We start from the raw sequence: 13456 nt of genomic DNA on the forward strand, positions 1-13456 counted from the left end.
AACTTAGGTGTGGAAGTTACTTTTGCAATTCACCATTTCCCTATTTTTGTACTTTTTTATCATTTATTTTTATAATTATTGTAGAAAATTTATCTTATCCCCTATTATTATAATTAATCAGGCAGCCACTTACTATTATATCTTTTTCCTCATCTGTCATGGCACCGAGAGACAACTCTATCTCCTTAGTTCCGTTTTCATTTACAATTACAGCCTTCACACTGCTCTCTCCCTTTTCTATAACAGACTTAATTCCCTTTATATAAATGAAATCACCTTTATGGAAAGGAATATTTTCATCTTCATAAATAAACGGTATCATACCCCAGTTCATTACATTTGAGCGGTAACGCTTGGTTGCATAACTCTTTGCAATATTAGCAAGTCCTCCAAGTACACGCTGACAGCTTGCCGCCTGCTCTCTGGCTGAGCCGTCACCCGGTTTAACCGCATAGATGGCACTTCCTATCTCCGTAAGTTCAGGCTTAAAATCATCATCATAGGCCTGTAATATGGCTATAACCTCTTTTAGTCCGTCATCAGTAAAAGCTTTACCGTTAAGTCTCTCCTCTTCCATACTTCTAACCTTCTTTGCCTCACCCACATAATCAGGATCCTTCCTTGAAAGAGTGAACTCTGCAAGTCCAAGAGGATTGGATCGGTAAGAACTGGTTTCACCCGAAGGGATAAGTTCATCAGTTGTAGTAACAGGATCATGTATTTCTGAAACTATTTTAATTAAAATATCATCTGCAAGTTTTTCTAACTTCGGCCATGGTACTATATTAGGTCCATATTTAAGTTCAGCTGAAAAATCAGGTTTACCAACACCGTTAAATACTCTGTTGTCATATATTTTCCCATCATAGAAATACTTAGGATTGCTATATTCCACATCTATTTCACAGGCTGAGGTAAGTCTTCCCTTATTTGCTGCAGTTGCAGCTATACTTCGTGCATCCATAAGAGCAACCGATGCCATCTGACCACTACCGGGCTTACTTCCCTCCCTACTTGGGAAATTCCTTGTAGAGTGTCTAATTGAAAATGCCCCGTTTGCAGGTACATCCCCTGCACCAAAGCAAGGTCCGCAAAAGGCTGATTTTACCACTGCACCTGTTTCCATAAGGGTTGCAACCGTACCGTTCCTTACAAGTTCTATGTAAATAGGCTGGCTTGCCGGGTAAAGGCTCATAGAGAACTCATCATTTCCTATATATTTACCTTTAAGTATATCTGCTGCCGCACAAAGGTTCTCAAAACCGCCTCCCGCACAGCCTGCTATTATTCCCTGGTCTACCTGAATTCTGCCGTTTTTAATCTTATTTGTAAGGTTGAAATTAATATCTTTACCAAAGCTTATCTTAGCCTTTTCTTCCACCTCGTGTAAAATATCCTTAGGATTTTTATTTACCTCATCTATCAGATAAGTATTGCTTGGGTGGAAAGGCATGGCTATCATAGGTCTTATTTTACACAAGTCAACCTCGATAAGCCCGGCATAATAAGCAGGAGATGTAAGCTTAAGTTCCTTATAATCTTGCGGTCTTTTATGTATCTCATAAAACTCCTTAACCTTCTCATCAGTTTCCCAAATCGAAGAAAGACAGGTGGTTTCGGTAGTCATAACATCTATGCCTATTCTGAAGTCAACACTCAGATGTTTAATTCCATCTCCGATAAATTCCATTATCTTATTGTTTACATAGCCCTTTTCAAAGACCTCTCCTATAATTGCAAGGGCTATATCCTGAGGGCCTACACCTTTCACAGGCTCTCCTGTAAGTCTTACAGCTACTACATCAGGACAGGCAACATCATAGGTCTGACCAAGCAGCTGCTTAACAAGCTCAGGGCCACCCTCTCCTATAGCCATAGTACCAAGTGCACCATATCTGGTGTGGCTGTCCGAACCAAGTATCATCCTGCCACCACCTGCAAGCACTTCTCTTGCAAACTGATGAATAACCGCAAGATTAGGTGGTACATACATTCCGCCGAACTTCTTGGCACTGGAAAGTCCAAACATATGGTCATCTTCATTTATAGTCCCACCTACAGCACAAAGTGAATTATGACAGTTGGTAAGTGCATAAGGCACAGGGAACTGCTTTATACCTGATGCAACCGCTGTCTGCACTATACCTACAAAGGTAATATCATGAGAAGCAAGGCAGTCAAATTTAAGCTTAAGACTCTTCATATCTTCTGATTTATTATGAGCTTCAAGTATACCATAAGATAATGTATTCTTCTTTGCTTCTTCCTTTGTAAGGCTCACACCCTCATTTTCAAGTATTTTCTCTATGTCCTCACCATCTTCAAACACTTTACCGTTTACTATATATACACCATTTTCTGATAACCTAATCATATATTCTCCGTTTCTGTTGTTATATTTACAATTTGATGACATAATAAAACATTTTATTGTAAATATCAAGTAGAACATCCGGGGAAAAGATTGCTTATTTTTCAATTCATCCAAAGACAATTTTTCCAATAATGTTTACTCAGGCTCAATCATAGCTCTTATTATTTTTCTTTTAAAATAATTTTGAATATTTGCGATTTAAACAAAATATCTGCTATAATATTTATAAAATTATTTTGATAGTTTGCTGAATTTGCCTATATGAAAGTAAACTTTCAATATAGGCAAATTATAGCTAACTATTTTAAAGGAAGATATAACAAGATGATAACAGAAAAGAAAGTCCTAAGTTCTGATATATTTGAACCCCCTTTCGACCTCTCACCGGAAGAAACCGTCTACTTTGACATAGAAACTACCGGCTTTTCTGCTGATGTGACAGCCCTTTACCTAATTGGATGCATATATTATGAAAATGGAAAATACTGCCTCATACAGTGGTTTGCTGAGGACAATAAATCCGAAAAAGAAGCTATTATAACTTTTAATAATTTCTTAAAAGATAAAAAATATCTAATCTGCTATAACGGAATAACCTTCGATTTGCCATACCTCAAGAAAAAGTTTGAAAAACATGGTCTTAGGTTTGATACCGATAATTTTACAATTATAGACTTGTACAGGGTCTTTTCCTCCTTTAAAAATCTCCTTGGCATAAATAGATTTAAACAAAAAGATATTGAAAACTATCTAAGTATAGCCAGAGATGATAAATATTCGGGAGGAGAACTTATAAAATGGTATGCAATGTATCTAAGGCTTAGATACGGTGAAACAGCTGAGAAAGAGGAGATTTATCATACATTGCTTTTACATAACAGCGATGACCTGATAGGCATGGCAAGACTTACTTGCCTCTATAACTTCCTGCAAAAGATAAATCAGCTTATAAATTCCGATTGCATGCTTGACATCAGCTTTGAAACAGATAAAAGTATAAATAAAATATTTTTTACTACTATTGTAGAACATAGGCTTGCTAAAAATTTCAACCTTTATAAAGATGATTGTAATCTCGAAATCAAGCCCATAGATAATCAGATTAAAATTATGCTATCACTGAAAACCTTTGATTCAGAACTTAAATTATTTTATAAAGATTATAAAAACTACTTTTATCTTCCAAAAGAGGACATAATCATACATAAAAATCTCGCTGCATTTGTAGATAAAGAAAACAAAGAAAAAGCAACTGCCTCAAACTGCTATACCAAACATCAGGCTACTTTTATCAAAGTTCCAAAGCAGTTAATACTGCCTATGTTTAAAACAGATTATGCAGACAAATCCTTTTATACTCCACTAGACAATAGCCTGCTTGATTCAAAAGAAAATTTAAATCTCATATTTAAATCTTTCCTAAAATTCCTTGTATCCTGATAAATCCATTTACAATAAAAATACTGAACCGCCTGTAATTTACAAGCGGTTCTTTTTAATCCATATATTTTGTAAGAACTATACTGTTATTAGCTAAACTTTGTTTTACATCTATTATTCTCTGGTTACTGCTACCCCTAAACCTTAAACTAAGATTTTTAAGTTCTAAAATAAATCTTCCGTCTACAAGTACATCAATATTTTCTAAAATTTCCATAGTAAACTTCCCATGACAGCGTTCATTCTGACTGTCAAGCAGTTCCTCAAATGTATAACCCGAAAATACCCAAATATTTTTCTTCGGCATCTCCCGTCTAAGCCTTCTAATAAGCCCTGCTATACCTTCCTGATTTACTAATTCCATAGGCTCTCCGCCAAGCAGGGTAAGACCTGCAACATAATCAGGAGAAAGGGAAGATATTATCTCCCCCTCCACCTCTTCATTATATTCTTTTCCTGCATTAAAGTCCTGAGCCATTTCATTGAAACAGCCTTTACAGTGATGCGTACATCCACTTACAAAAAGACTGGTTCTGATTCCCGGACCGTTTGCTACATCAAAATATTTTATTTCACAATATCTCATCATAAATGAAGAACTCTCTCCGCTATTTCCTGAGTGCGTCCCTGATTCCAGTACTGAGTACCTATGTAACCGCAGGTACGCCTTGCAACATTCATCTTATCCTGATTTCTATTGCCGCAGTTTGGACACTCCCATACAAGTTTTCCATCTTCATCAGTCACTATCTTTATTTCTCCATCAAAACCGCAACACTGGCAATAGTCGCTCTTTGTATTTAACTCAGCATACATAATATTATCATAAATATACTGCATAATAGAAACTACTGCTTCTATATTATTGCTCATATTAGGTACTTCAACATAGCTTATGGCTCCTCCCGGAGAGAGCTTTTGGAAATCCGACTCAAACTTCAATTTAGAAAATGCATCAATTTTTTCTGATACATGAACATGATAACTGTTAGTTATATAATTTCTATCAGTTACTCCTTCTATTATACCAAAACGCTTCTGCAAACATTTTGAGAACTTATAAGTAGTTGACTCTAAAGGTGTACCATACACTGAATAATCGATGTTTTCTTTCTTTTTCCATCTGTTACAAGCCTCGTTTAACTTCTCCATAACCTTCAACGCAAATTCTTTGCCTGAAGGATTTGTATGGCTGACCCCCTTCATGTATTTAGTCATTTCATAAACTCCTGCATATCCTAAAGATATGGTTGAATATCCATCATATAACAGCCTATCCACCTTCTCTCCTTTTGCGAGCCTGGCAATAGCTCCATTCTGCCAAAGGATTGGAGCTGAGTCGGAGAGCGTACCAAGAAGTCTGTCATGTCTGGCTCTTAATGCCTTATGACAAAGTTCCAGCCTTTCATCAAGGATTCTCCAAAATTCTTCCTCATCTTTCTTGGAAGAGCAGGCAACATCCACAAGGTTGATTGTAACAACTCCCTGATTAAATCTTCCATAGTATTTGTGTTTATTTTCATCAAAGTTCTTAGCATTAGCTATATTACCTATTCCTAAATCTGTAAACCTGTCAGGTGTAAGAAAAGAACGGCATCCCATGCAAGGATAAACATCGCCTTTTTCCCTAAGCATAACCTTTTCAGAAATATAATCAGGTACAAGGCGTTTTGCCGTACATCTTGCAGCAAGTTCCGTAAGATAATAATACTTACTGTCTTTATTCACATTATCGTCTTCAAGTACATAAATTAATTTTGGAAACGCAGGAGTAATCCATACTCCCTTTTCATTCTTAACTCCCTGCATCCGCTGTTTCAACATTTCTTCTATAACAAGTGCAAGGTCATCTCTTGTCTGCCCTTCCAAAGCCTCTTTCAAATACATAAATACTGTAATAAACGGTGCCTGCCCATTTGTAGTCATAAGGGTGATTACCTGATACTGGATTACCTGTACACCTCTCCGTACTTCCTCCCTTACCCTCAGTTCTGCTACCTTATTTACTTTATCCGTATCAATCTCTATTCCGGCAGCTTCAAATTCTTTCACTACCTCTTTACGGTACTTCTGTCTGCTCACATCTACAAAAGGTACAAGATGGCTCAGGGTAATACTCTGACCGCCATACTGGTTACTGGCTATCTGAGCTATTGCCTGAGTCGCTATATTGCAGGCTGTAGAAAAACTCTTTGGGCGTTCAATCAGAGTTTCAGAAATAACAGTACCATTTTGGAGCATATCTTCAAGATTCACAAGGCAGCAGTTGTACATATGCTGGGCAAAATAATCACTGTCATGAAAATGTATCAGCCCCTCCTCATGTGCCCTTACTATATCCTCCGAAAGCAAAAATCTCCTGGTAATATCCTTACTTACCTCACCTGCCATATAGTCTCTCTGCACACTGTTTACAGTAGGATTTTTATTGGAATTCTCTTGTTTAACCTCCTCATTGTCACATTCAATAAGGCTTAATATCTGATCATCAGTGGTATTTGCCTGACGGACTAAAGCCCTTTTATATCTATAGGTGATGTACTTTCTCGCAACATGAGTCTTGCCCGTCTTCATAAGCTCATTTTCTACAAGATCCTGAATTTCTTCAACACTTAAAGCTCTGTTCATACTTTGACACACCTTAGTTACATTTTCAGTAACCCTAAGTACTTCTTCAACAGAAAGCTTTAAATCATCAGCCAGGACTTCATCATTAGCCTTCTTTACTGCTATAGTAATTTTATTGCCATCAAATGTATTCTCTTGTCCGCTTCTCTTGATAATCTTCATTATAGATAACCCCTTAATTCTTAATAGATATTGTTATTTCAGTTAAAGAAATACAATATCTTGTATATTCTATATCATATTTAGATTTTATTCAAGAGCAATAATAATTTAATTTTATCATTTTTCAAACTTTCATTCGATGTTTACTGAGTTAAATCACTTTATTTTTTCTTATTCCTTTTATTTTTTGAACTCTTTTTCGTTTGCGGTCCTTTTTTAATTTTAGCATCCGCATAACTGCTACCATCCTTATAGTCAATTATAATTCCCGGCTGAACATTATAGCAATATACATTAAAAGAGACTCCTCTGCCTCCATCCTCCAGAGATTTTGCCTCCATCTGTACTCCTCTTGCTACAAGCTCTTTCCCCTTAAATATAGGAGTAACCCTGTATAAAACATGATTACCGGTTGATTTTACATAATCAGCTATCTCATTTTCAAACGGAAGCATTCCGTCTACATTCAAATATCTTGTTCCTGTAATAAGATTTTTTTCATTTGCATTTTCCCCTGCAAGCTGATAACCTATAAGATGACAGCGATTATAAAGATACCTGTCCTTTATTATTCCCTCATATTTAACAGTATGCCATCCACTTGGCCTTACCTGCCCTATAGATTCCCTTTTTTTATCAGGCATAAGCTCTTTGCCCACCTTAGCTATAGCCGGTCCGCATCTTCCATATTTATCCAATTCACTATATTCCTCTATTCTTTTTTCATCCTTAACTGAAAAAGACGGAACATTGCTATTTATCTTTACAAAGGGCTTTCCCGAATACTGAGGTATTGCATTTATCTCAATGCGGTTGCCTCCCTCTGTTTCGGTATAGCTTTTTACATCATCAAAATATTTTAATAGATTAAAATCCTCTGTCTTACTTCCTGCAAAAATAATTCCACAAATAGAAATCAGTACCAAAAAGTTTCTCTTAAGCTTTCTTGCCACTCTGAGGGTTCTTAATATTTTCATTTAGCTCTCCAATCATAAAATTATTTATTAAATAATCTCCCTATAGATCAAAATATCTCCGGCCTTAGCCCTTATATTATCTTCCGCAAGCACCATTACTCCATCCCTTAACACTACAACTATATCAACCCCATATTTCTTCTCTATTTCATTAATAAACTTACCAATATCTTCACTCTTTTTCTCTACAGTAAGACTATTTGCAGCCTTATTTTTCGCATCATTCAAACGGTTTCTCTGCATCTCTGTATAATTTTCTACAAATCCTGCTGAGATAATACCTGTAGGTATCGCCACTGCTCCTACCCCAAGAAAAGTGATTACCACACCCATTAGCTTTCCAACAGTAGTTATCGGATAAATATCCCCATAGCCAACAGTAAATATTGTAGACATAGTCCACCATATGCCCGAAAAAGCATTTCTAAATGCTTCCGGCTGTGCTTCATGCTCTGCACCATATATGCAGAGGGAAGATGCTAACATAAGTACTATTATAATAAATATTGAAGACAGTATCTGATTTTTCTTTTCAAGTAATACCGAGGTTATTACATTGAAGGAATCGTAGGTGGTATTAAGTCTGAACAGATGAAATATTCTTACCACCCTAAGCATCCTAAAAGCCGCAAATCCATATAAGAAAAAAAACGGAAGTATAGTTAGCAAATCTATTATACCTTCAGCCGATATAAGAAACTTCAATCTGGCCTTCCATTTTTCCATTCCTGTATAAATATATTCTGCCGTCCATATTCTAAGTACATACTCTATGCAAAATATAAAAATAGTCACTACTTCTATTAACTTAAAAATCCTGTTATAATCTGCTAATTCTTCAAAAGTTCCTAAAAACAGCACTAAAATATTCAATAGTATAGAGGTGACTATTATAAAATCTCCTGCCCTACTGGATAAATCTTCTCTGCTGCCAATTTGAATAATTTCAAATATCCTAAGTTTCAACGATTTTTTCTTAAGCATTTCCATCTCCTAAAATCATTTAATAAAAAGTGTGCGCTTGCACACACTAATTCCTTATTAAACAAAAAAATAAGAGACTGCAAAAGCAGCCTCTTAGGAGTCATACGACCACAACAACACAACAGAGCGCGAGACGGGACTCGAACCCGCGACCCCAACCTTGGCAAGGTTGTGCTCCACCAACTGAGCCACTCGCGCTAACTTCTTTCCTGCAAGTGATTTTGTATGTCTCACTTGCAAGAAAGAGTATAACACACCAAATAACTTTCGTCAAGCTATTTTTTACTATTTTTTATAAGTTCGACAATTTATCTAAATAATATAAATTATTTGAATATTTTATACATTTTATAAAACTTACCTGTTAAAGAAGAATCCAAACGGATTTTCTTCTGAGCCTCCTTCTCTTCCTCCAAAAGGTATCCTATTATCTCCTTCAGAAATATTGTTCTCTTCATTATCACTGTTTTTATTATTATCACTTCCGTCTTTTAATTCAGACCTATTACCTAAAACTACCTGAACTTCTTTTTCCACATACTGACCGTTATCATACTGCATTATAGTGAGCTTAACTGCTGTTCCCGCCTTGACTGTAGCAAGCTTCGCCTGAAGCTCAGCCATAGTTTTTACTGTGACTCCATTAAATCCTGTAATTATATTGCCCATCTTAAGTCCTGCCTTATCCGCCGGACTGTTCTTTGTAGTATCTGTAATATATACACCAATTGGAATACCATAAATCTGGTTGTAGTTTTTAGTTACATCCCTGCCCATAATTCCAAGATATGACTGCTCATTTTCAGCAATCTCTTCTCTGTTCATAAGGTCATTTATGATTGGAAGAGCTGTAGAAATTGGAATCGAAAATCCCATTCCCTCTACTTTTTCATCAGCATACTTCACTGAATTAATGCCTATTACCTCACCTTTCGCATTTAATAATGCTCCTCCTGAGTTACCCGGATTGATAGCTGCATCTGTCTGGATAAGCTTCATAGTAAAGTCCTCGTCCGCTATTTCCCTATTAAGTGCACTTACATAACCAACTGTAGTTGACTGACCATAACCTAATGCATTGCCAATGGCAATTACCATCTGTCCTACCTTCATCTTGGATGAATCTCCAACTGTGGCAACCTTTATCTTTGAGAGTGTATCCTTCTTTATATCAGACATTTTTACAGAGAGCACTGAAAGGTCTGCACCTGAATCAGCTCCCTTAATAGCAGCCTCTGCTGTAGTTTCATCATTAAAGGTAACAGTGATTTTCTGATTCTTTGCATTACTGTTTGCCGCAGTCACATGGTTATTACTTACTATAAGTACCTCTTCGTCATTCTGCCCGATAATAATGCCTGAACCGCTTCCTCCGGTTTGGTTCTTATAAGACTGGCCAAATATGTCTGTGGTAACAGTATCATATACATTATTGATGGAAACTATAGATGGCATTACATTTTCAACAACTCCGGATACATCTGACCCGGTAGCTGTAGTCCCTTTGCCATCCGCTGTAGTTGCAAGTGTAACTGTATTTTTCGTTTCTTTTTCAACTACTGTTTCTGTCTTATTTAACACCTGATTACCGGTTTCCTGCCTCACTGAAAGCATGTTTCCAAGATATACACCACCTCCTGCCGAGCCTACAATAAGAAGTGCCGCTGCCAATACAAACGCAAGTGAATTTGATTTGTTCTTTTTTCTCTTAGGAATATTCTCACCCGAACGGTTATTATTCAAATTCCCATCATTTAATGGATAATTCCCATAATATCCATTATTAGCTTCCTGATTGTTTTCATTTTCATTAAATCCATTATAATTATCCATAATATGCCTCCTTAAAATATAGAATTTTCAATTATCAGTAATGGCATAACCTATAAAGCATTTGCTCCATTTGTTATGCCACTATGATAAATTTAATTTGTGTTGACTTTGTGAAGTACTTTTGAACTAAATGTGATTTCTAATCAAGTTCATAATTATACGAAATATAATAGTCCCAGCCACGCTCTTTGCAATAATCCGCTATCTTATCTTCTAACCCATCATCCTTATTATCCTCAACTATGTATTCGGTCAGATAAATATGGATTCCTTTTTTAGAAAGTTTTGTGAGGTAGTTCAGATAATACTTGGTTATTTCTTCACCCTTCTTTTTATCTTCAACAAGTGTAGTAAACACTCCTTCCTGATTGACTCCGTCAGCTATCTTCTTAAGAGTTTTATTTTCTTGTAAATACTTGCTTACAAATACATCCCCACCATTTATAATTACTTTGGCATTAAGCTTTCTAATATCTGTTAAAATCTTCACAAGCCCCTTATATATGCGTGGTTCTTTATACTCATAATATACATCTGCATTATCTATAAAGAAACCGTCTACTCCTTTTTTCTTAAACTCCTTCGCACGCTTTAGCATAAGCTTCTGCCATGACTTAGCTGAAACATCTGCCCATTCTTCACCTTCCCAGCCATCATATTTAGAAATTGCCAAATGCTTGTAGGCTTTATAGTAACTTCTGAAATCTTCCAAAGAACCTACGCTTAAATAAGTATATACTGTTTTTCCTGCCTTTTTAAGCTTCGTAATATCAGCTTTTGTAAAATGCTCTGCATCTATAACCACAGTCTGATAAGCATTCAGCTTATCAATATCCTTCCTGCCTATGCCTATAAATACACCATATCGTTCATCATAATCATAGGCCATCGCTTTAGATTTAATTAAAAATACAAATATTATAAGAAAGATAATCATCGGGATAATAACTATAGCAATGGCTATCTGTCTAAGTTTTTTTATCTGCTTTTTTATTTCTATTTCTTTCTCTTTTTCATTAAGATTATCCATCAAACTGCCCCTTATGATTTATTTTCTATCCTTTGAAAGATCCGGAGGATTAAATGTATCTACCTGACTTGGTGAAGATAACGAAAAATAATACACTTCATCCGTTACAAACTCTCTAAAAAATACCCTGTCTCCTATGATATTAATGCTGTTATAATCTCCTGTTTTTATAACAGTTTTATCAAGTGTAGATAAGTTCATCATTTCAAGCCTATTATTTTTACCATCATCAACCTGATATACTACATACTGTTCGTCCGGAGTAACATTATAAAAGGAGCATTTTTCTTTTACTAAAATAGTTGGATTCTGTCCATATTCATCCACTTTAGCTATATTATAATTCTGTGAAAGAGAAATAAAGTAAATATTTCCTCCTATTAAAGCCGGCATATAGCAGTTTCCTTTATATATTACAACCTTCTGCTTAGTTGAGGGATTAAACGTATAGATATAATGGTCATCTTCAAGGCCGGCATAATACATTTTTCCTCCTGTAAGAGTGCCTGGCATGATGTTCTCTTCAAGCAGGAGTTCATCAGTCTTTCCGTCAAGGCTGGCCCTATACAGGTTCATATTTCCATCTTTTTCATGCCTTTGGTAATATATGTCATTGCCTATCAAGCTCACTGCTCCTACATTATAGGCATATATCCCTCCTATGCTGTGGCTCCCTTTCTTAGCTACTCTATATATGCCAGAATAAGAAAATTGAAGCACTCTTTTAACTGTATCATCTCTTGTATAATTAAGCCTTGAATAGACAATATAATTATTAGTATTGTTGATATACCCTGCCGTATCTTCCTGTATATATTCAAAATCATCTAAATCTTTAGACATAGAGTAAAGTGAGCCTCTGTCTTTTAGGTTGCTGAAATATATTTTATCGCCATCTGCACAAAAAACACCGCCGTTATAAAGGTTACAGGCTGTGTTGCCTATCGCGCCTTCTGTATTAGGAATTACCCTTCCCGAAAGTCTAGCTATGACAAAAACCATGATAATTGAAAATAATACTAAAACTGCCGCCAAATTTGCTTTCCATCTGCCAGCTTTTTTCATACGCATCATACCTCCCTAGTATTTTATAATAATTATACTTTCCTTTTGTCTCTATTTCAATATAATTGAAGGGCATTATATATAAAAGTTTCAATAAAAATATTTCTAATATCTTATCTTGCTGTATTTCTTACTCAAATACCATAAAGAAAAGCCTTAGCTTTCCGTTTTATGAACTGATGCTCACAACAGAAAAAGCTAAGGCTCTTCCTCTAATTCACTTATTTTATTCCTCTAATCTAAAGCTTTTAGGAAAAGCACAAATTACATTCCCTCTCACTTAGTTAAAGTTATATCCTGTAAGAATGTTTTCTTTTCCTTCAAATGTCACTTCTCCGTAAGTATTGTAGGATAATGCAAGGAAAGAACCGGAGATGTTATATACATTTTCATAACCGTTATTCTGAAGCATCATGATTGCATTATAACTTCTCTGAGAAGAACGGCAGTGAAGATATACAGGTCTATCCTTTGGAATCTCTGAAAGTCTGTCACGAATTTCACTAAGTGGAATATTAACCGCTGTCTTAATATGACTTGCTTCATATTCTCCCACTTCACGAACATCGATAATCATCGCATTTGTTTCCACAAGTTCACGCACCTTAGTAACAGGAACCTGTTTGAATACTCCGTTAAGAATGTTGCTACCTACCAAACCTGCCATATTTACAGCATCCTTTGCAGTTCCCATTACAGGTGCATAGCAGAACTCAATGTTTGCAAGATCCTGAACTTTTCCACCAAAAGCAATTGCTGTCGCAATAATATTAATGCGTCTTTCCGGATTATGTCTGCCTACAGACTGTGCTCCAAGAATCTTTCCACTTGTCTTATCGAAAAGAACTTTTAAGAAAAGCGGATAGGACTCTGGCATAATACCTACCTTATCCTGTGGAATTACATAAACATAATCGTAAGGAATTCCCTCTTTTTTCAGAGTCTTTTCATTCATACCGGTGC

Annotated in this window: 10 protein-coding genes and 1 tRNA gene; 1 reads left to right on the forward strand and 10 read right to left on the reverse strand. The window is 35.9% G+C overall.

Annotated elements, in window-relative coordinates:
- Positions 1-94 precede the first annotated feature (94 nt).
- Positions 95-2374 (reverse strand): hydratase, encoded by a 2280-nt coding sequence (locus ACTTKP_RS03665; protein WP_442552547.1) that lies wholly within the window; start codon positions 2372-2374, stop codon positions 95-97.
- A 324-nt stretch (positions 2375-2698) separates the two neighbouring features.
- On the opposite strand from ACTTKP_RS03665, the gene ACTTKP_RS03670 reads away from it, so the two are divergent.
- Complete coding sequence (locus tag ACTTKP_RS03670; protein ID WP_442552548.1) at positions 2699-3814, forward strand: ribonuclease H-like domain-containing protein; 1116 nt, start codon at positions 2699-2701, stop codon at positions 3812-3814.
- 55 nt (positions 3815-3869) lie between these two features.
- Here the strand turns inward: ACTTKP_RS03670 and nrdG are convergent, their stop codons facing one another.
- The 9 genes from nrdG to ACTTKP_RS03715 form a co-directional block, all read right to left on the reverse strand.
- A complete protein-coding gene (gene nrdG / locus ACTTKP_RS03675) occupies positions 3870-4400 on the reverse strand; it encodes an anaerobic ribonucleoside-triphosphate reductase activating protein (protein ID WP_442552557.1) in 531 nt (176 codons plus the stop codon).
- Positions 4400-6604: an anaerobic ribonucleoside-triphosphate reductase gene (nrdD, locus tag ACTTKP_RS03680; protein WP_442552549.1), complete on the reverse strand. Its 2205-nt coding sequence runs from the start codon at positions 6602-6604 to the stop codon at positions 4400-4402. Before nrdD ends, nrdG begins: the two co-directional genes overlap by 1 nt.
- 161 nt (positions 6605-6765) lie before the next feature.
- The gene (locus ACTTKP_RS03685; RefSeq protein WP_442552550.1) at positions 6766-7581 is read right to left on the reverse strand and encodes a DNA/RNA non-specific endonuclease; all 816 of its coding nucleotides are present in this window, start codon (positions 7579-7581) and stop codon (positions 6766-6768) included.
- A 27-nt stretch (positions 7582-7608) separates the two neighbouring features.
- Positions 7609-8565, reverse strand: a complete 957-nt coding sequence (locus ACTTKP_RS03690; protein ID WP_442552551.1) for an ion transporter — start codon at positions 8563-8565, stop codon at positions 7609-7611.
- A gap of 125 nt (positions 8566-8690) precedes the next feature.
- Positions 8691-8763 (reverse strand) — tRNA-Gly (locus ACTTKP_RS03695).
- 159 nt (positions 8764-8922) lie between these two features.
- Positions 8923-10398: a S1C family serine protease gene (locus tag ACTTKP_RS03700; RefSeq protein ID WP_442552552.1), complete on the reverse strand. Its 1476-nt coding sequence runs from the start codon at positions 10396-10398 to the stop codon at positions 8923-8925.
- A gap of 139 nt (positions 10399-10537) precedes the next feature.
- The gene (locus ACTTKP_RS03705) at positions 10538-11428 is read right to left on the reverse strand and encodes an endo alpha-1,4 polygalactosaminidase (RefSeq protein ID WP_442552553.1); all 891 of its coding nucleotides are present in this window, start codon (positions 11426-11428) and stop codon (positions 10538-10540) included.
- An 18-nt stretch (positions 11429-11446) separates the two neighbouring features.
- On the reverse strand, positions 11447-12493 hold the full coding sequence (locus ACTTKP_RS03710) for a DUF5050 domain-containing protein (protein WP_442552554.1): 1047 nt from the start codon (positions 12491-12493) through the stop codon (positions 11447-11449).
- Positions 12494-12773: 280 nt separating this feature from the next.
- Positions 12774-13456, reverse strand: a 683-nt coding sequence (locus ACTTKP_RS03715; protein ID WP_442552555.1) for a rhodanese-like domain-containing protein, incomplete at its 5' end; no start/stop codon positions are given.

Origin of the sequence: Catonella sp. (assembly GCF_052169795.1) — a bacterium.
Lineage (GTDB): Bacteria > Bacillota > Clostridia > Lachnospirales > Lachnospiraceae > Catonella.

Excerpts from the sequence above, each read along its gene's own strand:
- ACTTKP_RS03670 (WP_442552548.1), top strand. The coding sequence starts at position 2,699 with ATGATAACAGAAAAGAAAGTCCTAAGTTCTGATATATTTGAACCCCCT.
- ACTTKP_RS03710 (WP_442552554.1), bottom strand. The coding sequence starts at position 12,493 with ATGAAAAAAGCTGGCAGATGGAAAGCAAATTTGGCGGCAGTTTTAGTA.
- nrdG (WP_442552557.1), bottom strand. The coding sequence starts at position 4,400 with ATGAGATATTGTGAAATAAAATATTTTGATGTAGCAAACGGTCCGGGA.
- ACTTKP_RS03685 (WP_442552550.1), bottom strand. The coding sequence starts at position 7,581 with ATGAAAATATTAAGAACCCTCAGAGTGGCAAGAAAGCTTAAGAGAAAC.
- nrdD (WP_442552549.1), bottom strand. The coding sequence starts at position 6,604 with ATGAAGATTATCAAGAGAAGCGGACAAGAGAATACATTTGATGGCAAT.
- ACTTKP_RS03690 (WP_442552551.1), bottom strand. The coding sequence starts at position 8,565 with ATGCTTAAGAAAAAATCGTTGAAACTTAGGATATTTGAAATTATTCAA.
- ACTTKP_RS03705 (WP_442552553.1), bottom strand. The coding sequence starts at position 11,428 with ATGGATAATCTTAATGAAAAAGAGAAAGAAATAGAAATAAAAAAGCAG.
- ACTTKP_RS03665 (WP_442552547.1), bottom strand. The coding sequence starts at position 2,374 with ATGATTAGGTTATCAGAAAATGGTGTATATATAGTAAACGGTAAAGTG.
- ACTTKP_RS03700 (WP_442552552.1), bottom strand. The coding sequence starts at position 10,398 with ATGGATAATTATAATGGATTTAATGAAAATGAAAACAATCAGGAAGCT.